Raw genomic sequence first — 24,604 nt, 5'->3', positions numbered from 1 at the left:
GGTGGATCCCTCGAGCGCTGGGCGCCAACAAGCCGCGGGGCCTGCATCAGCCTGCCAAGGAATGCGGCCGTGAAGGATCTGCTGGACGAAACACCACCCGCGGTTTCCTTCCGCGGAGCGATCACCCTCGGACTGGTTTTCCTCGCGGGGTGCGGGATCTTCTATAACGCGCTCATCGCCCAGACTGGCAAGCATCCGGCACCCTTCGGCGAGGGGTGGGCCGCAAAGCGCGCAGCGCGCCCCATGGCCAAGCCGGATCTGACGACAGGCACGACTGGCGTAGAGCCAGGGCTCGGGCGGCTGCCCTCATCGGCCGTGAGCAAGACGCCGATGGGCGGCGAAGTGGATCAGGTCTCGCCGATCATTCGGCATGTGCAGGCGCAACTCGTGACGCTGGGCTATTTCAAGGGTGCGGTGGACGGCCGCGGCAGCAAGGGGCTGGATGCTGCCATCTCGGCTTACCAGGCGGACCGGGGGCTTGCAGCAGATGGGCGGCTGTCGCAGCCGCTTCTAGAGCAGATCGCCGCCGATATCGCCTTCCTCAGGGCGAGCCGGTTTGAGGGCAATGCTCCAGCGGCGGTTGAGCAAGCGGGTGCGTCCACCCCATCGCGATCGAGCGGGCGATCCCATTCGTCAGCACCTGAGAGCGCCAGCGGTCAGGGAGAGCGGGAGCGGATGAAGCTGATCCAGAGAGGCCTGGCTGAGCTTGGCTATCAGCCTGGGCCCGCGGATGGAATTGCCGGGCGGCAGACGCGGGAGGCGATCATGCAGTTTCAGCGAGATCGAGACTTGCCCGTCACCGGGCAGTTGGATGAGACGGTGCTCAAAGAATTGATGAAGGTCACCGGGCTCAGCAGCCTCAACGAGGCTTGAGAAGGCAAGACAGCTTCAATCAATATTCCCAAATATTGGCACTTGTAGGAATTGTTCCTGATTTCTGCGCAAATTTAACACGAAACGAAACTCAGGCTTCATTTGTTATGGAGATGATCCTCTCCGTCGTGGGCATTCGTCCGCGCAACGGGGGACAGGGCTCTCCAGCCTTGTGCGCTGTTAGCCATTTGTTAACCAAGTCACGCTGTTATGACGGGGCTGGCCCATGGCGCCCGCCCGTCGTCGATCACCGGAAGGGATCAGACCATGTCGAACCTGCTCGAATTCCCGAGAGTGCGAAGGTCGACCGATATACGGGTATCATCCGATAGCCCCTGCAGCATCATTATTTTCCCGGGCATTCGGATCGAGCGTCTCGGGGAGGCCGGTGCTGCCAGACATGCGGTGGCCGAAAATCACGAGGCTGCAGAGCGCCGCGCGCGTTGATGATGCTCGGCTCACGGCAGGTAGGCGCTTTCCGCGGCCGATGGCCAAGGGACGCCAGCCACTCAGCTCGGCAAAATGCGCGTGGGTCAGGATGTTGCTTGAGCCGGGCGGCAGGATGAAGCGGCCAAAGCGTCGGTGAGGCGACCGCGATAGGCGGGATCCGGCATAAAGGCCCGCAACAGAATAACGCCCTGGGCCGTGGGCGTATTGATGACGACCGTATCGTCGCCCTTTGCCGCTTCCGCCTCGGCTGCTTCCTCTTCAGCCTCGCTGTCGGCCACCATCTCCTCCAGGCTGAAACCAGCTTGATCCAAGGCGAGACGAAAGCGCAGGATGCTGACACCCGCTTGCTGATCGTTCAGGGTGTACACGTTGTCGCCCTTCGCGGAATAGACGCTGATCGACCAGTAGAAATCGGGAATGTGAGCCTCAATGGCGAGCGGATGAGAACCGATGTCATAGGGGCAAATCGCATAGACGAGATCGGGGTTGAGCTCGCGGACAACATTGCCCATCACCTCCTGATCGAGCACCGTCATCCTATTGACCGGCGCGATCGAGAAGATCCGCTCCAAGGTACTCGCCATGCTGACCGCCGGGCTGAACAGCACCGAGGCGAGGTGGGTCGCCAACGCAAGCAGAATGACAGCGGTGCTCCAGAATGCCAGACGCGCCATCAGCAGGATCTCCGCTCTATCTGCGGCACAAGGACATTGGTCGGGTCGTTGCGGTAGTGGCCTGGGGGATCGGCAATCGTCAGGATCAGGCGAAACGCACCGCCCGGGCCGAGCGGAAGCCAATTTCCGGGATGGGGCTGACTTGAGAGGGTAATACGGAACGAGCCATCCTGCTCGCGGATGATGTTTTCTGAATTGAAACTATGCCGATCGGCCGGATTGGCAATCAAACGGCGATCATCCTCGTAGGCTGCAATGTTCCACCAGCGGCCCGACAGAGGCAACCCGGTCAGAACATATGTGCAGGACTGATCGAGAAGCGCGCCGCTGCTGTCTTTTTCGGTGCGGTATTCCAGTGCTTCGAACGGCAATAAACCCAGCTTCCCAAAACTGGCGAAATGCGCGCGCGTATAGGGATCCGCATCGACACTGGCCGCGTGGGGCCAGACGACCCAAGGGCCTGCTTTCTGAATGATCGGTGAGAAGCCGCGGGTTACGGCCATCTCCACGGTCAAGTAACCCACTGCCAAGCCCGCAATGACAAATGCGAACACGTTCAACAGGATCTTCGCAGAACGAGAGGTACGGCTCATTGGGCCCTGCAGCGGCATCAACGGTTGTTCTGGAATCTACCCTGAAAATTGCCGCCGCGCACCTGGGGACGTGCCGTCCCCGCCGGTGCGGGCTCTGCCCGCTGCTGGCGGCCGCCGAATAGGCCGCCGAAGATCCGCTGGAGCACGCCTCCCTGCTGCGTCTGTGGCGTTGCAGAGGCCACCGGCGGCAGCATTTGCGCTTGCGCTGCCGCGCGGCGCTGCTGTGGGGAAACGGCTGCAACCGCTGAGCCGGACCGCTTCTGCGACCGGGGCTCGGTGCTGGCGAGGGCAGGCGGCAGCTTCTGGTCCTGACTCTGGCGACGGGCCACATAGGCGGCATAGCTGTTGTCGAGGGGAATGCCGGGAAGGGGTGCTGCTACTTGGGTTGCCAGCGCCTTCTCCATGAAGGTCTTCCATGCGGTGGCCGGAATGGAGCCGCCGGTGACCTTCTTCATGGGGGAATAATCGTCATTGCCGAACCAGACGCCGGTCACATATTGCGCGGTGAAGCCGACGAACCAAGCGTCGCGATAATCTTGCGTGGTCCCGGTCTTGCCTGCCTGCGGCGTGAAACCGAGCAATGCGCGGCGGCCGGTGCCCTGGGTCACAACCTGGTTCAGCATATAATTGAGATCGGCGACGTTGACCGGGTCAAAAATCTGCTGTGGCGCGGGCTCGTCGCGCTCGCGGCTGTAAAGGAGCTCGCCATTGGGCCGGCGGATCTCGATCACCGCGTATGGACTCACCGACTTGCCGCCATTGGCCAAGGTTGCATAGGCGGTGGTCAGCTCGATGACGGTGACCTCGTTGGTGCCAAGCGGGAGGGAGGCAACCGAGAGGAGCGGCGAGCGAATGCCGGCAGCCTGCGCCGTTTCGATGATCGATTTCCGGCCGATCTTCATGGCGATCTGCACCGGGATCGTATTCAGGGAGTGGCGCAGCGCATAGGCCAGGGTGGTTCGGCCCGAATATTTGCGCGAGTAGTTCTTCGGCGTCCATCGGCCGATCGAGACCGGGGTATCATAGACGATCGTGTCGGGATGGTAGCCCGCCTTGAGTGCCGCCAAGTAGACCAAAGGCTTAAAGGATGAGCCAGGCTGGCGCCGGGCAGACGTGGCCCGATTGAACTGGCTTTGTTCATAGTCGCGGCCACCCACGATGGCTTTGACCGCCCCGTCCGGCCGCATGGCCACGAGAGAGCCTTCGGAGACGTGCAGCGGACGGCCCTCCTGTTCCAGGATCTTGTTGATGGTGGCCTGGGCGGTCTTCTGGAGCTCGGTGTCGACCGTGGTCCTAACCTCGATCACATATTCATGCGCGAGGTTCTTGTCCTGGAGGATCTTGAGAGTCTGCTGATAGGCATAGTCCAGGAAGTAATCGGGCGCGAAATAGCTGGGCGGCTTGGTGCTCTGGGCGGGAACGCGCCGCGCCGCGAACAGCTCACCCTGGCTGATATAGCCGGCGTCGAGCATACGGTGGAGCACAACATTGGCGCGGGCTCTTGCCGCATCGGGGTGAACATGGGGCGCATAGTTGCTCGGCGCCTTGAACAGGCCGGCCAACATTGCCGCTTCAGACAAGTTCACGTCGCGGATCGATTTGCCAAAATAGAACTGGGCGGCCGCCTCGACGCCATAGGTGCCACCGCCGAGATAAGAGCGGTCGAGATAGAGCTTGAGGATCTCGGGCTTGGTCAGGCGCGCCTCAATCCACAAGGCGAGGAAGGCCTCGTTGATCTTGCGTTGAATGGTCCGTTCGGGGCTCAGAAACAGGTTCTTGGCCAGCTGCTGGGTGAGCGTCGAGCCGCCCTGGACAACATTATTGGCGCGCAGATTGCGAATGAGCGCACGGGCGGTGCCGAAGAAGTCTACGCCGATATGGGTGAAAAAGCGGGCATCTTCCGTGGCAAGCACCGCCTTAATTACATGAGGAGGGATCTCATCGAGGGCGATGTTGTCGTCTTGGCGAACGCCGCGGCGGCCAATGAAGGTGCCCGAGGCATCGGTGAAGGTGATGGCATATTCCCGGCCACGGTTCCAGATATCCCCAGTGCCGCTAAACGGGGGTAGTGCGTAATAGAGGATGCCAAGAGCCGCGAGGAGGCCAAGGGTCAGACCATCGGAACCGACCTCGAAGAAGGCGCGAGGAAGCCCTGAAACCTTGAGTGGGGCAAGGCGCGCCGCATAATTATCCCATATGCGGCCAAGGCGCTCGCCTGCTTCATACAGAATGGAACTCACCCACGATTCCAACGTGTAGAAGAAGCGGTAAACAATATTATCTGAACGAGGTTTTGACACGTGCAGGGCTCTCAAACCGCGTAGTGCGCTTTCCCGTCACCGAAGCGAACGCCCGCCATAGGACGAGAGGGCATCGCATCCAGTGTTCCTATACCGCAGCCGTGGACGGCTGATAAGCGCCAGTTGCGGCGATGATACGACAATGGGACTGAAGAATACATGACCAAGCCTTGGACTGGCAGAGTCGTTTGCCAAGTCGGTGAGAACAGTGGCCCAGCAAAGGTTTATGGATTAACGCAAATTGGGAGAAAATTGCACGCTGGGTAAAATAACCTTGACAGCGAAACGCTAATTCTGTTAAATTTATCACAATCCAGAAAGTGTCACAGTGCATTGATGTCCGGCGCCTCGGCTCCCGGCTGGGTGTTCTGTCCATCCTCGCTTCTCGACCATTTCCCCTCGGCATTCTGGTCTCATCAAAGTGGCTTGCCCCGCAAGGGCAGGGATGCCGCTGCATATTTAATCACCGGCAACGTTCCAGGGATAATCGCATATGGGTGGATCGAGTTCCGTCGACTGGGACGCCATCAGAGCGGCCTATTCGGCCAGCGAAGCGAGCCTCAACGAGATCTCGCGGCAGTTCGGCGTCTCGACATCACGGATCTCGCGCCGGGCATTGCGCGAGGGTTGGCCTGCACGGCAGGGGGGCACCATGCGCGGGCGCCCCGCACCGGCAGGCGACGAGCCCTTGCCAACACGCAGGGCCAAGACGCGCAAGCGCATGACCATTGCCGAGATCCGCGCGCGCATGCTCGAGGTGCTCACCAATCAGCTCGAGCAGCTTGCTGCGATCAATGAGCGCCATCCGAATGACAGCGCCCTGAATGAGCGATCGGCGCGCGCCATGGCGACGATCGTCAATGCCATCGACAAGCTTATCGACCTGGAGATGAAGGGGGGAGGGAAGCCCGAGGAGCCCAACCCTGAACGAGACGAGAAGGTACTACATATCGTGCGCGCGGAACTTGCGGAACGGCTGGGGCTCATTGGCCCCATCTGAGCGGGCAACACGGCTAGGCCGGCTCGGCCTGCCGGATTTGCTGGCGATGCAACGGGACTGGGTCTTGCGTGGCCGCATGGACCAGCTCCCGCCCGATCTCACCCATTATGATGAAGACTGGACCGTGTGGCTGCTGATGGGTGGACGCGGCGCCGGCAAGACCCGGGCCGGGGCGGAGTGGATCAAAGCGCAGGTCAAGGGTGATCTGTGCTTCAGCCCCGCTCCGGCGCGGCGCATCGCCCTTGTGGGGCAGACGCTGAATGATGTCCGCTCGGTGATGGTGGAGGGGGAGTCCGGCCTGCTTGCGGTTCATGACCGGCGGAGCCGCCCTGTCTATGAGCCGTCCAAAAGGACGGTGACGTGGGCCAATGGAGCCGTCGCACAGTTGTTTTCAGCAGAGGAGCCGGATCAATTGCGCGGGCCACAGTTCGAAACCGCGTGGTGCGATGAGATCGCCAAATGGCGCAATCCGGACGAAACGTGGGACATGCTGCAATTTGCTCTACGGCTCGGCCCCAAGCCGCGGATCGTGGCCACGACGACGCCAAAGCCGGTGCCGATCCTCCATAAGCTCCTGGCGGAAACGGGCACGCGGGTCTCACGGGCGAAAACACGGGACAATGCGGCCAATCTCGCCGCGTCGTTCCTGGCGGTCGTCGAAGGCAAGTATGGCGGCACGGCGCTTGGCCGCCAGGAGCTCGATGGGGAGCTGATCGATGATGATCCCCGCGCACTGTTCAAGCGCGCCGATATCGAGAAATACCGGGTGGCGGCCGCGCCCGAGCTGGCTCGGATCGTCGTCGCGGTCGATCCGCCGGCCACGGCTGGCACGGGTGCCAATGCGTGCGGGATCATCTGCGCGGGGCTGGGTGGTGACGGCCGCGGCTATGTGCTGCGAGACGGCACGCTCGAAGGGGCCGCGCCCGCTCGCTGGGCGAAGCGGGCGGTGGAGCTGTTCCATGCCTATGAGGCTGACCGGCTCATCGCCGAAGTGAACCAGGGGGGCGACATGGTGGAGGCCGTTATCCGCGAGATTGACCCGCGCATACCGTTCCGCGCGGTACGCGCAAGTCGCGGCAAACAGACCCGGGCCGAACCTATTGCAGCGCTTTACGAGCAGGGACGCATCTCGCATGTGGGGGTGTTCGCTGAACTCGAAGATGAGCTCTGTAGCCTCGAGGCCGTCATTGCCAGCGCCGGCCGCAGCCCCGACCGGGCGGATGCACTGGTCTGGGCGATGACCGAATTGATGCTCGGCAGGCCCAAGGCGCCCCGGGTGCGCAGCCTTTAGGATTATCGAGCCAGTCAGCGGTCTTAGCCAGCACCGCATGCGCGCGGATGATCATGCGCGCGTAAGCGGTGCCGCAAGTCACCCATAAACGGGAAATCCTCATGGCAATTTTTGAGCGATTGCGGCAGCTCGCCGGCAAAGAGGCGAGGCGGCCGTCCGTAGCTGCCGGCGAAATCAAACGAAGCGCGAGCGGTGCATTGGTCGCGCTGCATATGCAGGGGCGTCCGGTATGGACGCCGCGGAATTATGCGGATCTCGCCCGGGAGGGCTTTACGCGGAACGCGGTTGGCTATCGCTGCGTGAGGATGATTGCAGAGGCGGCGGCGTCCGTTCCTTGGCTGCTCTACCGTGGTGACGAGGAGATCATGCAGCATCCGCTGCTCGAGCTGCTCGCGAGGCCAAATCCGGTCACCAACGGCATCGATCTCTTCGAAGACTTCTACGGCTATCTGCAGACTGCCGGAAACAGCTATATGGAGGTGGTCAGCATCGATGGTGCGGCGCGCGAACTCTATGTGCTGAGACCCGACCGGATGCGGGCGGTGCCTGGAGGGGATGGCTGGCCGGACGCCTATGAATACACGGTGGACGGGCAGACGGTGCGTTTCGACCAGTCCGGTCGCGGGCAGTGGCCGATCCTTCATCTCAAGCTGTTCAATCCCATCAATGAGCATTACGGGTTGAGCCCGTTCGAGGCTGCCGCCCATAGCGTGGACATTCAGAGCGCGGCGGGGGCATGGAACAAGAGCCTGCTCGATAATGCGGCACGCCCCTCGGGTGCGCTGGTCTATGGCGGCCAGGACGGCTCGGGCAACTTATCGGAAGAGCAGTTTTCGCGGCTCAAGCAGGAGCTCGAAGCCTCCTTCCAGGGGGCGGCAAATGCAGGACGGCCCCTGGTGCTCGAGGGCGGGCTCGACTGGAAATCCATGAGCCTGAGCCCGCGGGATATGGACTTCATCGAAGCCAAACATGCAGCAGCCAGAGAAATCGCCCTGGCTTTCGGTGTGCCACCCATGCTGCTTGGTATTCCCGGCGACAACACCTTCGCCAATTACGCGGAGGCCAATCGGACATTCTGGCGCCAGACGGTTCTGCCGCTGGTTGGGAAAACCGCGCGCGCATTGAGCCAGTGGCTCGCGCCGAGCTTCGGGCACGATCTCCGGCTCTGGTATGACGCCGACCAGATCGAGGCGCTTTCTTCAGAACGAGAGGCGCTGTGGTCGCGGATCGCCGCCGCCGACTTTCTGACGACCAACGAGAAGCGTGCCGCTGTCGGTTATGGGCCAAGCCGCGGCGACTGATCCTGCGGGCACGTCACATCCCTTTCAGCACTTCTTCCCCGAGCAACCTGCTTCAGTCTGCAGGAGAGAGAATGATCGTGGATCCATCAATGATGATCGAGGGCTATGCGAGCGTGTTCGGCCGCGCCGATAGCGCCGGTGATGTGGTCGCCAGGGGCGCCTTCAGCGCTTCGCTCGCCCGCCGCAGGCCCGCTGGCATCAAAATGCTCTTCCAGCATGATCCGGGGCAGCCCATCGGACTCTGGACCGATATCCGCGAGGATGGCTACGGGCTCAAGGTGCAGGGCCTGCTTGCGGAAGGTGTGGAGCGCGCAGAGGAGATCGCGCGTCTTGTCAGGCTCGGCGCCCTGGATGGCCTATCGATCGGCTTTCGCACGCTGCATGCTCAACGGGATCGCGTGACGGGAATGAGGCTGCTGACGGCCATCGACCTCTGGGAAATCTCGATCGTCACGTTTCCGCTTCTCGCCGAAGCGAGGCTCGTGACAGGCCCCATTGCATCCCGGCCTGTACAGCGCGAGGGCCTGTCTGCCTCGGCCATACGGGCTGCTGCCCAATCCTTCCTGACATCACCTGCTGCCAATGAGAGGACGTCACGATGAGAGATATGGAAGATCGAGCTCTGGAGATGAAGGTTGCCCGTCCGCAGACGGGCGATATCGGCATGGCGTTCGAGGGCTTCATGCAGGCCTTCGAAAGCTTCAAGCAGGCCAATGACGAACGCCTGGCGCAGCTCGAGCGGCGCATGGCGACGGACGTCCTCACGGAGGAGAAGGTCGGGCGGATCAACATGGCGCTCGACGAGCAGAAGCAGCAGCTCGATGCGCTGGTCTTGAAGGCCGCCCGCCCGCGGATGGGGACTTCGGGAGGGCAAGAGCAGGTCGGGTTGGATCTGAACGCCTTGCAGCATAAATCCGCCTTCCATGCCTATATGCGCAAAGGGGAGGCGCAGGGGCTCGCAGCCCTGGAAGCGAAAGCGCTGTCGGTTGGATCGGGGCCGGATGGCGGCTATCTCGTTCCCCAGGAGACGGAAACCGAGATCGGGCGCCTGCTGGGAGATGTCTCGCCGATCCGTGCGATCGCGAGCGTGCGGCAGGTTTCAGGTGCCACCTACAAGAAACCCTTCGTGACCACCGGGGCTGCAACGGGCTGGGTTGCAGAAACTGATGCACGCACGCAAACCACCTCGCCAAGCCTTGCCTCGATCGAGTTCCCGACGATGGAGCTCTATGCCATGCCGGCGGCAACCCAGAGCCTGCTCGATGATGCGGCGGTGAATATCGACCAGTGGATTGTGGACGAGGTCCGCACGGTGTTTGCCGAGCAGGAGAGTGCGGCATTCGTTGCAGGTGACGGCTCAAACAAGCCACGCGGCTTTCTCGACTATAACACGGTCGCCAATTCCTCCTGGAGCTGGGGCAATCTGGGACATCTGGCGACCGGCGTTTCGGGAGGCTTCGCTGCAACCGACGCTGCCGATATCCTGATCGACCTGGTCTATTCACTCAAAGCGGGATATCGGCAGAACGGCCGCTGGGTCATGAACCGCAAAACCCAGGCGGCAGTCCGCAAAATCAAGGACGGGGATGGGAATTACCTGTGGCAACCTGCGCTGCAGGCCGGATCGCCCGCAAGCCTCATGGGCTTCCCGGTGGTCGAGGCGGAGGCCATGCCCGACATAGCCGCTGATGCAACCGCAATCGCCTTCGGCGATTTCCGTCGCGGCTATCTGATCGTTGATCGCCTCGGGATGCGCGTGCTGCGCGATCCCTATTCGGCGAAGCCCTATGTTCTGTTCTACACGACCAAGCGGGTCGGCGGCGGGGTGCAGGACTTCGACGCGATCAAGCTTCTCAAATTCGGCACGGCCTGACAACGCCTCCCCCCAGACAGACGTGCCGAATTGCGGGCGCGGATGACGGGATACCGTCTCCGCGCCCGTTTCATTTCCAGCAATAGAATGCCCGGAGTCGAGCCATGATGTCGGTACCCAATTCACCGCCGGCAGTCGAGCCGGTGAGCCTCGAGCAGGCAAGGGCCCATCTGCGGGTGGCCGGATGCCTGGAAGATGAGCTGATTGCCGCTCTCATCACGTCGGCCAGGATTCATCTCGAGATCGCGACCCGTCGGATGTTCATCACCCAGGGATGGTCGGTTTTCCTGGACGAGTGGCCGGAGGGTGGCGTCATCACGCTGGCGATCCGGCCGGTTCAGTCGGTGGACAGCGTGATCCTTCATGCGGAGAGCGGAGCAGCCAGGGAGATCGAGCCGGCCGACTATACCGCAGATACGGGCAGTCTCCCGAGGCTCAGACCGCGATCCGGCCGACAATGGCCGCGCCCGGACAAGCCATTCCGCGGGATCGAAATCGAGATCACGGCCGGCTATGGCGATGCGCCCGAAGACGTGCCCCAACCGTTGCGCCAAGCCATTCTGCAACTCGTCGCTCACTGGTACGAGAACCGGGAGCCAGTCGCCCTCGGCGATCACGCGTTCGAAATCCCGGCCATGATCAATGCGCTCGTTGCCCCGTACCGGATCATGGCGCTGTGATCGCGATCGGACGGCTCCGGCATCGGCTCGTGCTGGAGGCACCGGCGAGGACGTCGGATGGGGCGGGCGGGGCTGTGGTGCAGTGGACGCCTGTGGCCTGCATGTGGGCAGATATCAGGCCAATACGGCAGGCCTCTGGGGTCAAGGCGGAGAAGATCGCCGCGTCGGTCACGCACCGGATCACGGTGCGAAGCGGCTGTGACGTGACGACGAGCATGCGGTTCCGGCAGGGCGAGAGGATCTTCGAGATCGATGGCCTGCAGGATGATGACGGACGCGGGCGATTTCTCACCTACGTCGTTCGCGAGAGGCTGGTCCCATGAGGATCATAAAGCGGACCGCAAGGGGATCAGGATTTAGCGCGCAGATCAGAGCGGCCGTCACAGAGCAGGTCAGGGAGATGATCCTCTCCCCGACCAGGGCGGGAGCCGCCAGTGGTTCCCGGGCGGCCGAGACAGTCCATCCGGATATCCGGCCGATGTCAGAGAACGAGCGGGGACAACGATGAGCAAGGGTGCTGCTTTCGCCCTGCAAAGGGCGCTGTTCGATCAACTCAGCCTGAATGCTGAGATTATCGAAATGGTCGGTGCCGATGGCATCGCCGATGATGTGGATGAGCATAGACGCTTTCCATACATCACCATCGGGGACATCAGGACCAATGACTGGAGCACTCAGACCCGGTGCGGACATGAGCATCAGCTGACGATCCATGTGTGGTCGCGGGCGGCGGGACGCCGGGAAGTGCAGGATGTCATGGAGGCCGTGGACGCGGCGCTGGATCAGGACCTGCCCAGCCTCGATGGGCATAAGCTCATCAATCTGCGACCCGTATTCTGGCACGCATTGAGGGATCCCGACGGGGTGACCTATCACGGCGTAATGCGGCTGAGAGCGGTGACCGAGCCGCTGGCTCAGGACCAATAGTCTGGTGGCGCCGAGCCTCTTCCCCCTACTGAACTGGCGGCGGCCGGCCAAGCTTGCCTTTCCATTGAGGAGATCAATCATGACGGCTCAACGAGGCCGCGACCTTCTATTGAAGGTCGATGTCGAAAGCAGTGGGCAGTTTACAACCATCGCTGGCTTACGGAGCCACTCGATCGGGCTGAATGCAGCGATGGTCGATGTCACCAACGCGGATTCAGCCCAACGATGGCGTGAATTGCTGGGCGGAGCCGGGGTTCGTTCCGCCAGCATCCGGGGTGCGGGGATCTTCCGCGATGAAAGCTCGGATGAAAGGGTGCGCGCCTGTTTTTTCGGCGATCTCATTCGCGACTGGCAGGTGATCATACCGGATTTCGGCATCCTCCAAGGCCCGTTCCAAATCACCGCGCTCGATTATGCGGGCCAGCATGACGGGGAGCTCACCTTCGAGATCGCGCTCGAATCTGCGGGCGTGCTGAGCTTCTCGGCAGCTTGAGGGGAGCGCACATGGTCAACAGACATCGCGGTGAGATCGAAGCCGTGCTCGATGGCAGGCAGTACAGGCTTTGCCTCACTCTGGGCGCGCTTGCCGAGCTCGAGGACAGCTATGGCGGCATCGATCTCATGAGGCTTGCCGAGCGGTTCGAAGGCGGGCGGCTTCAGGCAAGCGATATCATCAGGATCATCGGCGCAGGGTTGCGCGGGGCGGGCGAGGATATCGACAATGAGACGGTGGCCCGCATGCAGATCGAGGGCGGGGCGGCCGGGTTCGTGAGGCTCACGGCGTCTCTGCTCAAAGCAAGTTTCGGAAGCGGCGATGGCGGTTCGTGATGGCGAGCACCCAGGTTTCCCCTGGAGACAGCTCATGGGCGTGGGGCTTGGCGTGCTGCGGCTGCCGCCCGCCCAATTCTGGCAGATGACGCCGCGAGAGCTTAGGGCGGCGCTGGAAGGGGCCGGTTGCATCAAGCCCGCGCCGGATAGGCCTGATCGCGGCACCTTGGTCGCATTGATGATGCGCTATCCCGATGGGGAAGGAGCAAACCATGGCGGATGATCGCCCAGAACTCGATATGGCCATCGGGCTTGATGCGAGCCAGTTCAAGAAGGAGCTCGACGATTTGGGCCGGCTGGCCGACGGGTTCGAGCGCTCGATCACGCGCGCCTTTGCCAATGCGGCGGTTGGCGGACGCAAGCTCAGCGATGTCATGCGCTCGCTGATCCTGTCGCTTTCGAACAAGACGCTTGCGGCTGCCTTGCGGCCCTTTTCCGAAGGGCTGGGAGCTGCGTTGAGCAGTGCGGTCACGGGGCTTACGGCGAATGCGCGCGGGAATGTCTTCACCGGTGGTGTGCTCAAGCCGTTCGCCGACGGTGGCGTCGTTGCCGGGCCAACGCTGTTTCCCATGCGCGGCGGCACGGGGCTCATGGGTGAGGCAGGACCTGAGGCGATATTGCCTCTGGCTCGAGGGTCTGACGGGCGGCTCGGCGTGCGCAGCGATGGTGATGGCCGGCCCGTGCAGGTGACCTTCAATGTGACAACCCCCGACGTCTCCGGCTTCCAGCGGTCGCAATCGGAGATCGGCGCCATGCTGGCCCGGGCGATCGCGAGGGGACAGCGAAACCTTTGAGCGAGGACAACATGGTTTTTCATGAGGTGCGGTTTCCGACGAGCATCTCCCTTGGCTCATCGGGAGGTCCCGAGCGGCGGACGGATGTGGTGACGCTCGCCTCGGGCGGAGAGGAGCGCAACGGGCGCTGGGTCCATTCGCGGCGGCGGTATAATGCGGGGTATGGGGTCAAGTCGCTCGACGACCTTCACGAGGTGCTCGCGTTTTTCGAGGCGCGGGCGGGCCGGCTGTACGGATTTCGCTTTAAGGACCATACGGATTTCAAATCCAGTGCGCCCAGTGCGCCAATCTCGCCGGTGGATCAGCAGATCGGGACGGGTGACGGCACCAGGGCCCTGTTCCAACTGGTAAAGCGCTACAAATCCGGCGAGAGGCTCTATGTCCGGCCGATCACCAAGCCGGTCGCGGCCACGGTGCGGGTGGCGATCGAAGGGCGAGAGCTTGCCGCGGGCGCGGATTTCACGGTCGATCACGCGACAGGCCTGGTCAGTTTCGCGGTGCCGCCGGCCGATGGCGCGGTGATCACCGCCGGCTATGAGTTCGACGTGCCGGTGCGCTTTGACACCGACGCACTCGACATCAATCTTACAGCGTTCGGCGTCGGCGACATTCCTCACATTCCCCTCATCGAGGTGCGGCGATGAAGACGCTCGATCCCGAACTTCAGGCGCATCTTGAAGATGGGGCAACGACACTCGCCTGGTGCTGGAAGATTACACGGCATGACGGACAGGTGATGGGATTTACGGACCACGACATAGACCTGATCGTCGAGGGCGTGACCTATAAAGCCGGTACGGGGTTTACCGCAGGCGAGATCACGTCGGCGCTCGGGCTTGCAGTCGATACGATGCAAGCCGAGGCAGCACTCAGCGCTGCCGAGATCACGGAGGAGGATATCGCGGCAGGCCGCTACGACGATGCGGATGTGGAGATCCTGCGGGTCAATTGGCAGAAACCCAGCCAATGGGTGCTGATGCGGAAGGGCAATCTGGGGGAGGTCACACGGAGCGGCAAGGCCTTCTCCGCCGAGATCCGCGGGCTGGCGCATCGGCTTAATCAACCGCAGGGCCGCCTTTACCAATTCACCTGTGATGCGATGCTGGGGGATCAGCGATGCGGCGTCTCGCTTTCGAGCGAGAGCTATCGCGGGTTCGGCAGCGTCGAGGCGGTGAAGGCTAATCGCAGGCTGGATGCGGGCGGCCTCAGCAACTTCCCAGTAAGATGGTTCGAGCGGGGACGGCTCGTCTGGACCACGGGTGCCAATGCGGGTGTTGCCTCGGAGGTGAAGACGCACCGGCAAGAGGCTGGCATCGTTTTTATCGAGCTCTGGCAGGCGCCGGCCGGGATCATCGCGGTCAATGACCAATTCATGGTGGAGGCGGGGTGCGACAAGCGGTTCGCCACTTGCCGGGCCAAGTTCGCCAATGGCGCCAATTTTCGCGGCTTCCCGCATATGCCGACCAAGGACTTCGTGATGGCTTACCCCAATCCCGGTGAGGCCAATCTCGATGGGGGCGGCAATTTCGCCGGCGAGTGAGGCGGTCGTTGCGGCCGCCCGTCATTGGCTTGGCACACCTTATCGGCATCGGGCGAGCCTGCGCGGCGTGGGATGCGATTGCATAGGGCTCGTGCGCGGTGTGTGGCGGGATCTCGGTGGTGACGTTCCGCAACGGCTGCCCCTCTACGCACCAGACTGGGCGGAAGCCACCGGAGATGAGCTGCTGCTCCGCGGCCTTGCCGCGCATTTCTGTTCCGCTTCACTCGATTGTCTCACGCCGGGCATGATCGTGGCCTTTCGCTGGCGTGAAGGATGTGTCGCAAAGCACGCGGCAATTCTCGCCGGGCCCGATCGGATGATCCATGTTCATCAGGGCATCGCCGTGAGCGAGGTCAGCCTCAACCCGTGGTGGCTGAGGCGCCTGGCAGCGGCATTCCTATTCAACATATGAGAGGCATATGGCTTCGATCCTGCTGACGACGGCTGCCTCGGCCATCGGCTCATCCATGGGATTCAACGCCATCGGGCAGTCCCTGCTCAATGCGGGTGCCGCAATCGCCGGCAGTGTCATTGACAATGCGCTGTTTGGCGCATCGGGCGGCGGCACGCAGGTCGGCCCAAGGCTCACCGAACTGGATGTCTTGTCGGCGACCGAGGGCAGCCCGATCCCGCGCGTCTATGGACGGGTGCGGATTGGGGGGCAGATGATCTGGGCGACACGGCTCGAGGAGGTGATCGATAAGGACAAGGACACGGTCGGCGGTGTCTTCGGCATTGGTGGCCAGACGATCACCTCGATTTCCTATCGGTATTTCGCCAATTTCGCTGTTGCGCTCTGTGAGGGTGAGATCGCCTATGTGAACCGCATCTGGGCAGACGGCAAGGAGCTCGATCTCAACAATATCACCTATCGCGTCTATAGGGGCAGCGAGGATCAGCTGCCAGATGCGTTCATCGAAGCGAAGGAAGGGGCGGCCAATGCTCCGGCCTATCGAGGCATTGCCTATGTGGTGTTCGAGCGGCTGGCGCTCGAGCAATTCGGCAACAGGATCCCGCAGCTCAATTTCGAAGTGTTCAAGCCGCTGCCGGGCCGGGTGGAGGAGCGGATCCGGGGGGTCAACCTCATCCCGGGCGCGACGGAGTTCGGCTATGAGCGCCAAGCGGTCAAGCAGGTCAGCTCAGGTAGCTGGGGCGCGATCTTCGTCGCCACGGAAAATCGGCATGTGACAAGCGGTGAGAGCGATTGGGCGCTCACGCTCGACCATTTGCGCGTGCTCCTGCCCAATCTCAAGACAGTCAATCTGGTGGTGGCCTGGTTCGGAGATGATCTGCGCTGCGGTCAATGCACCATCCGGCCGAAGGTCGACAACAAGCAGAAGGATACGATGCCGATCCGCTGGCGGGTCGCAGGGCTGGAGCGTGCGGATGCTGAGGCCGTCTCGCTGGTCGCCAACCGGCCCGCTTATGGCGGAACGCCCAATGACGCATCTGTCGTTTCGGCCATCAAGGACCTCAAGCAGCGCGGCTATCACGTGACCGTGCTGCCCTTCCTGATGATGGATGTGCCCCAGGGTAATGGGCTAACCGATCCCTGGGATGGGGCCAGAGACCAGCCGGCCTATCCCTGGCGGGGCCGGATCACGTGCGATCCCGCACCAGGGCAGGGCAATGGGTTTGTGACCACCGGTGATCTGGGGAGCTGGGCGCTCTCCAATATCGGCCTCGAGGTGGTCAATGGGGAGATGCCCGAGGGGCATGCGGGATCACGGGTGATGCTCACCGATGGTGCGGCTGCTGCCGGGGGCTATGCCTCCTGCCTTGCCGATCTATTGGTGGGCAAGCGCAGCACGGTTTCGGTCTATGTGCTGAGGGATCAGTCGGCAGCGAGCTTTCCGGCACTGCGGGTCATGACGCGGCAAGGGACGCATGCGGTTACCCTTCGCTACAACCCTGATTCAGATGTGATCGATGGGCTCGTGGCCGGAAATGGTCTCATCGCCCATGGCTATGGCATGGAGCGCATGGGCGAGTTCCGGCGCCTGTGGGTTGATCTAGAGGACCCAGAGGGGCCGTTGCTGCGTGCCGATTTGTTTCCGGCAATCGGCTTCAAGGCATCGTTTCCCGCAGCGGATCCAGCGGCAACGGGGTCGGCGATCTTTGCAGCGCCACAGGCAACGCCCGGGCGAGGGCTCAAAGCCTATCGACTCAACGACTCAGCAGAGCCCTTGCTTGCCGACAGATATGCCGCCGCTACCACACAGATCGGCGCGTTCCTGGGGGAGGCCGAGCCGGGGGACTTCGGGATTGCGGCGTCAGGAGCGGGCGTCGACTATACCGGTCCGAGCGAATGGTCCTATCGCCGCTTCATTCTGCACTATGCCACGATCGCCAAGGGCGCGGGCGCCGACGGGATCTTGATCGGGTCGGAGATGGTGGGGCTGTCGCAGGTGCGCGATGGCGACGGCGGGTATCCCTTTGTGGAGGGACTGAAGCAGCTTGCCGCAGATGTGAGGGCAATCGTCGGGCCGGGCGTCGAGATCGGCTATGCGGCTGACTGGTCAGAATATCACAGCCATCGGCCCGATGACGGCTCCGGTGATGTGGTCTTTCATCTGGATCCGCTATGGGCGGACGCCAATATCGATTTCATAGGTATAGACAACTATTTACCGCTCTCCGACTGGCGCGAGGGCAGGGACCACCTCGACTATGATCCTGATGCAGGCGTCACCTCGATCTATGACCAGAAGTATCTGCGGGCGGGGATAGAAGGGGGCGAATATTACGACTGGTTCTATGCGGATGATCTTGACCGGCGCGCACAAGCCCGGTCGCCGATCACCGACGGGCGGGGCAAGCCATGGGTGTTCCGCAACAAGGATATTCGGGGCTGGTGGGAGAATACCCATTATAACCGCCCGGGTGGCATAGAGGCTACAGCGCCAACCGGGTGGCAGCCCAGGTCGAAGCCCATCCGGTTCACGGAATGCGGCTGTCCGGCGATCGACAAGGGCACCAACCGGCCGAACCTGTTCTTCGATGCGAAATCATCGGAGTCCGGAATTCCGCCATTCTCGACGGGTGGTCGCGACGATGCCATGCAGCGGGCCTATATCGAGGCGGTGACAGGCTATTGGGAGCCGGCTGCGGGGCATAACCCGATCGGATCCTATGGGGCGAGCATGGTGGATGCAGATAAGATCTGCGTCTGGGCCTGGGATGCACGGCCGTTCCCGTCGTTTCCCACCGATCGCGGCTCGTGGGGCGATGCAGAGAACTGGCCGCAAGGACACTGGATCTCCAGCCGGGCAACCGCCGTATCCCTGGCTGATCTCGTCCGGGAGCTTTCCCGAAGTTTCGGCCTTACTGAGGTGGCAAGCGCGGAGTTGCATGGCACAGTCGATGGCTATGTGCTCGACCGGACCATGTCGCTGAGAGAGGCTTTGCAGCCGCTGGAGGTGGTGTTCGGGTTCGATAGTGTCGAAACCGGCGACCGCATCCGGATCTGTCCGAAGCAGGGCGCGAGCCCCGTTGCAACGCTCGGTGAAGATCATTTGGGCGAGGGGATGATCCTGACGCTCACGCGGCGCCAGGAGACGGAATTGCCGCAGGCCGCCAAGCTTCGGTTCATCGAGGCACAGGCGGATTACCGCACGGCGGCCGCCGAGGCCCGGCGCGTTCCTGGCCATAGCCAGCGGGTTGCGGAAGCGGACGTGGCCGTGGTGACGGACCAGGCGCGCGCGCAGAACGCTGTTGAGACTTGGTTGCAGGATCTCTGGGTTGCCCGGGAGATCGGCCAATTTACGGTCTCACCGTCGCGGCTGGCGCTCGAGCCGGGCGATGTCGTCAGTGTGATGAAGGGGGACGCACCACCGCAGGTTTTTCGCCTTAGCCGGATCAATGAGCTGACCGAGCGGGTGTGTGAGGCGCGGGCTTTTGACGAAGACATCTTCAGGCCGGCCTATGCAGCAACGCGATATGGACGGGCGATTTCGGCGAAGCCTACTACGGGCGTAAAAGGTGCGCCGGCGCTCGCGCTGCTCAATTTGCCGCGCCTTAGAGACAGTGATCCGGACTGGGGGAGCTATGCGGCCGCTTTCGCCCGTCCCTGGCCTGGACCCGTCAATCTGTACAGAACGGCAGGCAGCCAGGATTACGGCCTCGTTGGCATTCTGGGATTACCGGCTGCAGCGGGTGAAACAATATCAGAGTTCTCGCGAGGGCCGACGGGGCGATGGGACCGCGGAACCGCGATCGATATCCGGCTCTATCAGGGTGAAATGCGTTCACTTGAAGAGGCCGCGGTGCTTGCCGGCGGCAATCTCATCGCGATTGAAAACAGCGATGATCATTGGGAGCTTCTGCAATTTGCTGAAGCCGAGCTCATCGCGCCGCAAGTCTGGCGATTAAGCCGCCTGCTGCGCGGCCAGTATGGGAGCGAGGGCGAAATGTCAGACACAGTGCTGGCAGGAGCGCGGGTTCTGTTGATTGATTCCGCGGTGATACCCGTCGCAATGCAGGCGGCGGATCTAGGGGTGAACCATCGTTATCGGGCGGGACCAGCTGGAGATGCTCTCGGCGGGGATACGTTTGTCGAGATGCAATACCGCTTCTCGGGCCTTGGTCTGCGGCCGTTTAGCCCAGTGCATGTGCGTGGACGGCGGCTTGCCACCGGGGATGTCGAGTTGCGTTGGATCAGGCGGACCCGCAACGGCGGCGACAGCTGGCAATTGAGCGATGTGCCGCTGGGTGAACAGGTCGAAGCCTATGAGATCGAGTTATTCAATGATCAGGGCTCGTTTAAACGAAGCCTCGTTGCCCAAGAGCCGCAGGTGATCTATAGCAGCGAGGCCCAGATCGCCGATTTTGGCAGTCTTCCGACAAGTTTCATCGCGACCGTCCATCAGGTTTCCGCGCTGTTCGGCCGAGGCACTGGACGGCGCGCGGTTATTCATCTCTGAACGCGCTGGTGAGAGCCATTTCTGCAGAGGGCCGAATTTCGTGGCTTGCGGGGCGAAGTTGGGCGGACTAGCTTACGCATCCACAGGGTCAGCGGGGGGCGAAAGTGAAGGTTTCGGAGGCGCTCGCTTCACGGTTCAGCTGCCGCGCTTATCTCGATTTGCCTGTTCCGCTCGCCACGATCCGATCCATCCTGCAGCAGGCTCAGCGCGCGCCCTCGGGAGGCAATCTTCAGCCCTGGCAGGTTCAGGTGCTGACCGGCAAACCTCTCCGTGCGCTCGTCAGCGAGGTGCAAGACGCACTGGCTGATCATCCAACCGGAGACAAGCCAGCCTATCAGATCTATCCCGAACCGCTCAAAGAGCCTTATCGCGCGCGGCGATTTCAGAACGGTGCCGATCTTTATTCGGCGCTCGGGATCGAGCGGGAGGACAGGCCGGCGCGCATCCGACAATTTCAGAAGAACTTCGCCTTTTTCGGCGCCCCAGCGGCCATCATGCTGCTGGTCGACAAGAGCATGGGGGCGCCACAATGGGCGGATCTCGGGGCCTTCATGCAGAGCATCCTGCTTCTTGCGCGGGAATATGGACTGCATAGCTGTGCGCAGGAGGCATGGGCCTTTTTCGAGGATATCGTGCGTCGACACCTCGCTCTCGCGGAGGAGCAGATGGTCTTTTGCGGAATCGCTCTAGGCTACGGCGATCTTGCGGCGCCCGTTAATCGTTGGCGAACGGACAGGGCCGCGCTCGACGAGATCGCCACATTCCGTGGGTTCGAGGCGTAAAGACATGTTCAGGCTGCGTTCAGCGCGGGCGGCCTAATCACGGGGGACAACTGAAACCGACGGCGATGATCTTCAAAGGTGCAATCATAGCCGCGGCGCTCCTGACAGCTGCGATGCTGCAGATCTCGTCCTCAACGTTTTCTGCGGCAAGTGCGCAAACTGCTCGACCCAGCGCGGCCGTCCCCAACCAGCCGGATCATGTTCCCGGCGGGGCGTCGCGCGCACCAGGAAATGCGGGGCCGGCCGTCGGTCAGCAACGGGGGCGCATTCCCGGCCTCATCATCGTCCCGCCATCGCCGCGTGGCGCGCCGCCCGTGGATTCGGTTCCCGACGCACAGAACAAGGCCATGCCCTTACCACGACGGGGGTCTGCCGATCCCACACCCCCACCCTCGGGTCGAGATGGCTTTGCCCAGAACAGGGGCGAGCCCATCATTCCCAAATATGCTGCCGCGCGCGCAGCGCAAAGAGCGGTTCCCGGCAAGTTGCTGGACGTGCGTCTTTCGAAGCGCGGCGCTCCGGTCTATCTTGTCAAAGTGCGCGACGACGCGCAGATCCGCATCGTGGTCGTCGATGCGCGAACGGGGCAGGTTCTGGGTTATTGATTAGATGAGATTACTTGTCATTGAGGATGATCCCGACCTCAATCGCCAACTGGTCACGGCATTGAGCGATGCCGGATATGCGGTCGATTCCGCCGCGGATGGCGAGGAAGGACACTATCTTGGCGATAGCGAGCCTTATGATGCTGTGATCCTCGACCTCGGGCTGCCGGTGCTCGACGGGGTGAGCGTGCTCGAGAGATGGCGCCGGGCCGGGCGCAATATGCCGGTGCTCATCCTGACCGCCCGGGACCGCTGGAGCGATAAGGTTGCCGGCTTCGATGCGGGTGCGGATGATTACGTGGCCAAGCCCTTCCATATGGAAGAGGTGCTCGCCCGGATCCGGGCACTGCTCCGGCGCAATGCGGGACATGCCACGGATGAAATCACATGTGGCCCACTCACCGTCGATACGCGCGGCGCCCGCGTGATCGTTGACGGCAATCCCGTCAAGGTGACCTCGCTCGAATATCGATTGCTCGCCTATCTCATGCACCACAAGGGGCGTGTCGTCTCGCGGACCGAACTGGTCGAACATCTCTATGACCAGGATTTCGACCGGGACTCCAACACGATCGAGGTCTTTGTCGGACGGCTTCGCAAGAAGATCGGCACGGATATGATCAGAACCGTGCGCGGCTTGGGATATTGCCTGGCAGAGCCAGACAATGCGGTCTAGCATCCTGTCGGGGGCAAGCGCTGCCGGCCGGCGGCGGGAGTGGGGCCCTTCGCCAGCTCGGATGTGCCAGGGCGTTTCATGGCGATGCGGCTAAACTCGCTCGCTGTCCGGCTTATCGCCTCTGCGGCACTGGTCAGTCTCATCATTATCCTTGCCGCTGGGATCCTGCTCCAATCCCTGTTTCAGAATGCGGTCGAGCGCAATTTCGATGCGCGATTGCAAGCGGTGCTGGACGGCTTGCTCGCCTCGGTCGAGCTGAACGAGCAAGGCGAACTCACTCTAAGGGAGACACTGGCGGATAGCCGCTTCGGGCTGCCACTATCGGGCTGGTACTGGCAGGTGAGCGAGGTGGCCAGGGCCGACCACAGCCTCACCTCCGATTCTCTGCTCGAGCAGCGCCTCGATATACCAGCAGGGGCCCTCGACCGCCGCGACGAGAACGGCATTGCACGCTTCTTCCTCAGCGATGCGGACGGGCATCGATTACGGGCGATCGAGCAGCGGTACCGGCTGTTCGGGTCGGATGAAGCCTATTCCTTCGCTGTCGCGGGTAATTTCGACGAGTTGCGCGAGGAAATCTCGGCGTTCACGAACACGCTTGTCCTGGTGCTCAGCCTGCTCGGTCTCGGCCTCGTGGCTGCGATTTTCGTTCAGGTTCGCTATGGCCTCAGGCCCATGCGCAAGCTACAAGCTGAAATCGGTGCAATCCGGGCGGGGGTTGCCAACCGCATCACCGGATCCTTTCCGGTCGAAATTCAGGACATTGCTCAAGAGCTCAACGCGCTGATCCAAGCCAATACGGAGGTGATCGAGCGGGCACGAACCCAGGTTGGAAATCTTGCGCATGCACTCAAAACGCCGCTGAGCGTGATGACGAATGAAGCAAATGCCACGCCGGGGGCGCTGTCTGCCAAGGTCCTGGAGCAGCTTCATGTCATGCGGGATCAGGTCAATCTCTATCTGGATCGGGCGCGACTGGCTGCACGCGCTCAGAGCCTTGGGGCTGTGACCGAGATCGCACCGGTGGTGGAGGCGCTGGTCAGGACGCTTCAGCGGATCAATATCGAGCGCGAGATCAAGGTTAAAGTGGACTGTAGCAAAGGCTTGCGCTTTCGCGGCGAGCGGCAGGATCTTGAGGAGATCATCGGCAATCTCCTGGACAATGCCTTCAAGTGGGCACGCTCTTCAATCACGGTGAAAGCCTATCTGCTGCCGGCACAGAGCGGTCAGCGCGGCAATTGGCTCAGTATCGAGGTTCACGATGACGGGCCCGGTCTGCCCGTCGAGCGGCGTGCGGATGCGCTGAAGCGCGGGCACAGGCTCGATGAGACAAAGCCAGGTTCAGGCCTTGGCCTTTCCATCGTTTCCGAGGCCGCGGGGATGTATGGCGGAGATCTCAAGCTCGAGACATCGCCAATGGGCGGGTTGATGGTGCTGCTGCGCCTGCCGGCGGCAGGCTGAAACGCCTATTCCGCGGCTGCTCCAGAGACAACGGACTCAAGTGTTGGAATGCCGCGCTCGCGGTAAGGCGTGCGGCCGAAGAAGGCGCGATAGCATTTGGAAAAATGCGAAGGTGAGGAGAAGCCGCAGGCCAGCGCGACGTTGATCACCGACATGTCGGTCTGCAAGAGCAAGGAGCGCGCCTTGCGCAAACGCAGCTCGAGATAATATCGCTTCGGCGAACGATCGAGATAGCGGCGGAACAGGCGCTCCAACTGCCGGGTTGAAAGTCCGGCCTGTCGAGCGAGGATGCTGGGGCTCAGCGGATCCTCGAGATTTTGCTCCATCTGCTCGATGATGCTGACGAGCTTCGGGTGCCGCGCGCCAATACGTGCTGGCAGCGACATGCGCTGGTGCTCGTTCTGATGACGGACGGGCGAATGGAGGATGGTCTCGGCCACCTCGGCGGCGAGATCAGGCCCGTGCTGGCCGCTGATCAGCGATAGCATCATATCGAGGGCCGAGGTGCCACCGGCGCTCGAGAACCGGTCGCGGTCGATCTCGAACAGGCTGCCGGTCACGTTGATGTCCGGGAATGCCTCGGCAAAGCCCGGGAGATTTTCCCAGTGGATCGTGCAACGGTGCCCTTCCAGCAAGCCTGCTTCGGCGAGGATGTGGCTCGCCGTGCAGAGGGCGCCAATGTCATTGCCACGGCGGGCGACCTTTCGAAGCCAGGCGATCAGCCGCCGGTCAGTATGCTGCTGGATGTTGAGCCCGCCGCAGACCACGATTGTGGCCTGGGCTGGAACAGTTTCCAGATTTCCCACCACTGCTGTTATGAGGCCGTTGGACGCGGCAACGGGCTGTCCGTCCACCGAATACATGGACCATTCGTACAGCTGCCGCTCGGCGGATCGATTGGCGAGCCGCAAAGGTTCGATGGCCGAAGTGACCGGCATCATCGAGAATTCGGGGACCAAAATAAAAGCAAAGCGCTGCGGCAACTCACGGGGAGGCTGTCCAAACATTGATGGTCCCAACCTATGTCACATTGC

25 protein-coding genes are annotated in these 24,604 nt (G+C 62.2%); 21 read left to right on the top strand and 4 right to left on the bottom strand.

Going from position 1 to position 24,604, the window contains the following annotated elements; all coding sequences use genetic code 11:
* The first annotated feature begins 69 nt into the window (after positions 1-69).
* Positions 70-873, top strand: a complete 804-nt coding sequence (locus tag RCF49_RS04700; RefSeq protein WP_342642886.1) for a peptidoglycan-binding domain-containing protein — start codon at positions 70-72, stop codon at positions 871-873.
* Between the two features lie 533 nt (positions 874-1,406).
* Here RCF49_RS04700 and RCF49_RS04695 read toward each other — a convergent pair.
* From RCF49_RS04695 to RCF49_RS04685, 3 genes are read right to left on the bottom strand one after another with little or no spacing between them, the layout of a single operon-like run.
* Positions 1,407-1,997, bottom strand: a complete 591-nt coding sequence (locus RCF49_RS04695; RefSeq protein ID WP_342642885.1) for a DUF1254 domain-containing protein — start codon at positions 1,995-1,997, stop codon at positions 1,407-1,409.
* Positions 1,997-2,590 (bottom strand): DUF1214 domain-containing protein, encoded by a 594-nt coding sequence (locus tag RCF49_RS04690; RefSeq protein ID WP_342642884.1) that lies wholly within the window; start codon positions 2,588-2,590, stop codon positions 1,997-1,999. Before RCF49_RS04690 ends, RCF49_RS04695 begins: the two co-directional genes overlap by 1 nt.
* A 17-nt stretch (positions 2,591-2,607) precedes the next feature.
* Positions 2,608-4,830, bottom strand: a complete 2,223-nt coding sequence (locus tag RCF49_RS04685; RefSeq protein WP_342642883.1) for a transglycosylase domain-containing protein — start codon at positions 4,828-4,830, stop codon at positions 2,608-2,610.
* Between the two features lie 553 nt (positions 4,831-5,383).
* Here RCF49_RS04685 and RCF49_RS04680 point away from each other — a divergent pair.
* From RCF49_RS04680 to RCF49_RS04585, 20 genes are all read left to right on the top strand, one after another.
* Positions 5,384-5,890 (top strand): hypothetical protein, encoded by a 507-nt coding sequence (locus RCF49_RS04680; RefSeq protein ID WP_342642882.1) that lies wholly within the window; start codon positions 5,384-5,386, stop codon positions 5,888-5,890.
* Between the two features lie 46 nt (positions 5,891-5,936).
* Positions 5,937-7,181 carry a DNA-packaging protein gene (locus RCF49_RS04675; RefSeq protein WP_342642881.1) on the top strand — a complete coding sequence of 415 codons (1,245 nt, stop codon included), beginning with the start codon at positions 5,937-5,939 and terminating at the stop codon, positions 7,179-7,181.
* A gap of 101 nt (positions 7,182-7,282) precedes the next feature.
* On the top strand, positions 7,283-8,482 hold the full coding sequence (locus RCF49_RS04670; protein WP_342642880.1) for a phage portal protein: 1,200 nt from the start codon (positions 7,283-7,285) through the stop codon (positions 8,480-8,482).
* Positions 8,483-8,553: 71 nt separating this feature from the next.
* Positions 8,554-9,084, top strand: coding sequence for an HK97 family phage prohead protease (locus RCF49_RS04665; RefSeq protein WP_342642879.1), 531 nt, complete (start codon positions 8,554-8,556; stop codon positions 9,082-9,084).
* On the top strand, positions 9,081-10,355 hold the full coding sequence (locus RCF49_RS04660; protein WP_432807369.1) for a phage major capsid protein: 1,275 nt from the start codon (positions 9,081-9,083) through the stop codon (positions 10,353-10,355). The genes RCF49_RS04665 and RCF49_RS04660 overlap by 4 nt, the downstream gene beginning before the upstream one ends.
* Before the next feature lie 104 nt (positions 10,356-10,459).
* Positions 10,460-11,035, top strand: a complete 576-nt coding sequence (locus RCF49_RS04655) for a head-tail connector protein (RefSeq protein WP_342642877.1) — start codon at positions 10,460-10,462, stop codon at positions 11,033-11,035.
* Entirely contained in the window at positions 11,032-11,358 is a 327-nt protein-coding gene (locus tag RCF49_RS04650) for a phage head closure protein (protein ID WP_342642876.1), read from the top strand. Before RCF49_RS04655 ends, RCF49_RS04650 begins: the two co-directional genes overlap by 4 nt.
* A 181-nt stretch (positions 11,359-11,539) precedes the next feature.
* Positions 11,540-11,962 carry a DUF3168 domain-containing protein gene (locus RCF49_RS04645; RefSeq protein ID WP_342642875.1) on the top strand — a complete coding sequence of 141 codons (423 nt, stop codon included), beginning with the start codon at positions 11,540-11,542 and terminating at the stop codon, positions 11,960-11,962.
* A gap of 79 nt (positions 11,963-12,041) precedes the next feature.
* Positions 12,042-12,455, top strand: coding sequence for a phage major tail protein, TP901-1 family (locus tag RCF49_RS04640; RefSeq protein ID WP_342642874.1), 414 nt, complete (start codon positions 12,042-12,044; stop codon positions 12,453-12,455).
* Between the two features lie 11 nt (positions 12,456-12,466).
* Positions 12,467-12,790, top strand: a complete 324-nt coding sequence (locus tag RCF49_RS04635; protein ID WP_342642873.1) for a gene transfer agent family protein — start codon at positions 12,467-12,469, stop codon at positions 12,788-12,790.
* Positions 12,777-13,013 (top strand): rcc01693 family protein, encoded by a 237-nt coding sequence (locus tag RCF49_RS04630; RefSeq protein ID WP_342642872.1) that lies wholly within the window; start codon positions 12,777-12,779, stop codon positions 13,011-13,013. The genes RCF49_RS04635 and RCF49_RS04630 overlap by 14 nt, the downstream gene beginning before the upstream one ends.
* The gene (locus RCF49_RS04625) at positions 13,003-13,584 is read left to right on the top strand and encodes a phage tail tape measure protein (protein WP_342642871.1); all 582 of its coding nucleotides are present in this window, start codon (positions 13,003-13,005) and stop codon (positions 13,582-13,584) included. Before RCF49_RS04630 ends, RCF49_RS04625 begins: the two co-directional genes overlap by 11 nt.
* Positions 13,585-13,595: 11 nt before the next feature.
* Complete coding sequence (locus RCF49_RS04620; RefSeq protein ID WP_342642870.1) at positions 13,596-14,228, top strand: DUF2460 domain-containing protein; 633 nt, start codon at positions 13,596-13,598, stop codon at positions 14,226-14,228.
* Positions 14,225-15,124 carry a DUF2163 domain-containing protein gene (locus tag RCF49_RS04615; protein WP_342642869.1) on the top strand — a complete coding sequence of 300 codons (900 nt, stop codon included), beginning with the start codon at positions 14,225-14,227 and terminating at the stop codon, positions 15,122-15,124. The genes RCF49_RS04620 and RCF49_RS04615 overlap by 4 nt, the downstream gene beginning before the upstream one ends.
* Positions 15,096-15,536: an NlpC/P60 family protein gene (locus RCF49_RS04610; protein ID WP_342642868.1), complete on the top strand. Its 441-nt coding sequence runs from the start codon at positions 15,096-15,098 to the stop codon at positions 15,534-15,536. The genes RCF49_RS04615 and RCF49_RS04610 overlap by 29 nt, the downstream gene beginning before the upstream one ends.
* A gap of 7 nt (positions 15,537-15,543) precedes the next feature.
* Entirely contained in the window at positions 15,544-20,046 is a 4,503-nt protein-coding gene (locus RCF49_RS04605; RefSeq protein ID WP_342642867.1) for a baseplate multidomain protein megatron, read from the top strand.
* A 104-nt stretch (positions 20,047-20,150) separates the two neighbouring features.
* Entirely contained in the window at positions 20,151-20,828 is a 678-nt protein-coding gene (locus tag RCF49_RS04600; protein ID WP_342642866.1) for a nitroreductase, read from the top strand.
* 65 nt (positions 20,829-20,893) lie between these two features.
* Positions 20,894-21,433, top strand: coding sequence for a PepSY domain-containing protein (locus tag RCF49_RS04595; RefSeq protein WP_342642865.1), 540 nt, complete (start codon positions 20,894-20,896; stop codon positions 21,431-21,433).
* A 4-nt stretch (positions 21,434-21,437) separates the two neighbouring features.
* Positions 21,438-22,109 (top strand): response regulator transcription factor, encoded by a 672-nt coding sequence (locus RCF49_RS04590; RefSeq protein WP_342642864.1) that lies wholly within the window; start codon positions 21,438-21,440, stop codon positions 22,107-22,109.
* A gap of 78 nt (positions 22,110-22,187) precedes the next feature.
* Positions 22,188-23,570 carry an ATP-binding protein gene (locus tag RCF49_RS04585; RefSeq protein ID WP_342642863.1) on the top strand — a complete coding sequence of 461 codons (1,383 nt, stop codon included), beginning with the start codon at positions 22,188-22,190 and terminating at the stop codon, positions 23,568-23,570.
* A gap of 5 nt (positions 23,571-23,575) precedes the next feature.
* Here RCF49_RS04585 and RCF49_RS04580 read toward each other — a convergent pair whose 3' ends face one another.
* The gene (locus RCF49_RS04580; RefSeq protein WP_342642862.1) at positions 23,576-24,511 is read right to left on the bottom strand and encodes a GlxA family transcriptional regulator; all 936 of its coding nucleotides are present in this window, start codon (positions 24,509-24,511) and stop codon (positions 23,576-23,578) included.
* Positions 24,512-24,604: the final 93 nt, after the last annotated feature.

This window comes from Rhodoligotrophos sp. CJ14 (assembly GCF_038811545.1).
Taxonomy (GTDB): domain Bacteria; phylum Pseudomonadota; class Alphaproteobacteria; order Rhizobiales; family Im1; genus Rhodoligotrophos; species Rhodoligotrophos ferricapiens.
This window is presented reverse-complemented; position numbering and strand designations above follow the sequence as displayed.

Excerpts from the sequence above, each read along its gene's own strand:
- RCF49_RS04695 (WP_342642885.1), bottom strand. The coding sequence starts at position 1,997 with ATGGCGCGTCTGGCATTCTGGAGCACCGCTGTCATTCTGCTTGCGTTG.
- RCF49_RS04690 (WP_342642884.1), bottom strand. The coding sequence starts at position 2,590 with ATGAGCCGTACCTCTCGTTCTGCGAAGATCCTGTTGAACGTGTTCGCA.
- RCF49_RS04680 (WP_342642882.1), top strand. The coding sequence starts at position 5,384 with ATGGGTGGATCGAGTTCCGTCGACTGGGACGCCATCAGAGCGGCCTAT.
- RCF49_RS04675 (WP_342642881.1), top strand. The coding sequence starts at position 5,937 with ATGCAACGGGACTGGGTCTTGCGTGGCCGCATGGACCAGCTCCCGCCC.
- RCF49_RS04670 (WP_342642880.1), top strand. The coding sequence starts at position 7,283 with ATGGCAATTTTTGAGCGATTGCGGCAGCTCGCCGGCAAAGAGGCGAGG.
- RCF49_RS04665 (WP_342642879.1), top strand. The coding sequence starts at position 8,554 with ATGATCGTGGATCCATCAATGATGATCGAGGGCTATGCGAGCGTGTTC.
- RCF49_RS04660 (WP_432807369.1), top strand. The coding sequence starts at position 9,081 with ATGAGAGATATGGAAGATCGAGCTCTGGAGATGAAGGTTGCCCGTCCG.
- RCF49_RS04655 (WP_342642877.1), top strand. The coding sequence starts at position 10,460 with ATGATGTCGGTACCCAATTCACCGCCGGCAGTCGAGCCGGTGAGCCTC.
- RCF49_RS04645 (WP_342642875.1), top strand. The coding sequence starts at position 11,540 with ATGAGCAAGGGTGCTGCTTTCGCCCTGCAAAGGGCGCTGTTCGATCAA.
- RCF49_RS04640 (WP_342642874.1), top strand. The coding sequence starts at position 12,042 with ATGACGGCTCAACGAGGCCGCGACCTTCTATTGAAGGTCGATGTCGAA.
- RCF49_RS04635 (WP_342642873.1), top strand. The coding sequence starts at position 12,467 with ATGGTCAACAGACATCGCGGTGAGATCGAAGCCGTGCTCGATGGCAGG.
- RCF49_RS04630 (WP_342642872.1), top strand. The coding sequence starts at position 12,777 with ATGGCGGTTCGTGATGGCGAGCACCCAGGTTTCCCCTGGAGACAGCTC.
- RCF49_RS04625 (WP_342642871.1), top strand. The coding sequence starts at position 13,003 with ATGGCGGATGATCGCCCAGAACTCGATATGGCCATCGGGCTTGATGCG.
- RCF49_RS04620 (WP_342642870.1), top strand. The coding sequence starts at position 13,596 with ATGGTTTTTCATGAGGTGCGGTTTCCGACGAGCATCTCCCTTGGCTCA.
- RCF49_RS04615 (WP_342642869.1), top strand. The coding sequence starts at position 14,225 with ATGAAGACGCTCGATCCCGAACTTCAGGCGCATCTTGAAGATGGGGCA.
- RCF49_RS04610 (WP_342642868.1), top strand. The coding sequence starts at position 15,096 with ATGGGGGCGGCAATTTCGCCGGCGAGTGAGGCGGTCGTTGCGGCCGCC.
- RCF49_RS04605 (WP_342642867.1), top strand. The coding sequence starts at position 15,544 with ATGGCTTCGATCCTGCTGACGACGGCTGCCTCGGCCATCGGCTCATCC.
- RCF49_RS04595 (WP_342642865.1), top strand. The coding sequence starts at position 20,894 with ATGATCTTCAAAGGTGCAATCATAGCCGCGGCGCTCCTGACAGCTGCG.
- RCF49_RS04590 (WP_342642864.1), top strand. The coding sequence starts at position 21,438 with ATGAGATTACTTGTCATTGAGGATGATCCCGACCTCAATCGCCAACTG.
- RCF49_RS04585 (WP_342642863.1), top strand. The coding sequence starts at position 22,188 with ATGGCGATGCGGCTAAACTCGCTCGCTGTCCGGCTTATCGCCTCTGCG.
- RCF49_RS04580 (WP_342642862.1), bottom strand. The coding sequence starts at position 24,511 with ATGATGCCGGTCACTTCGGCCATCGAACCTTTGCGGCTCGCCAATCGA.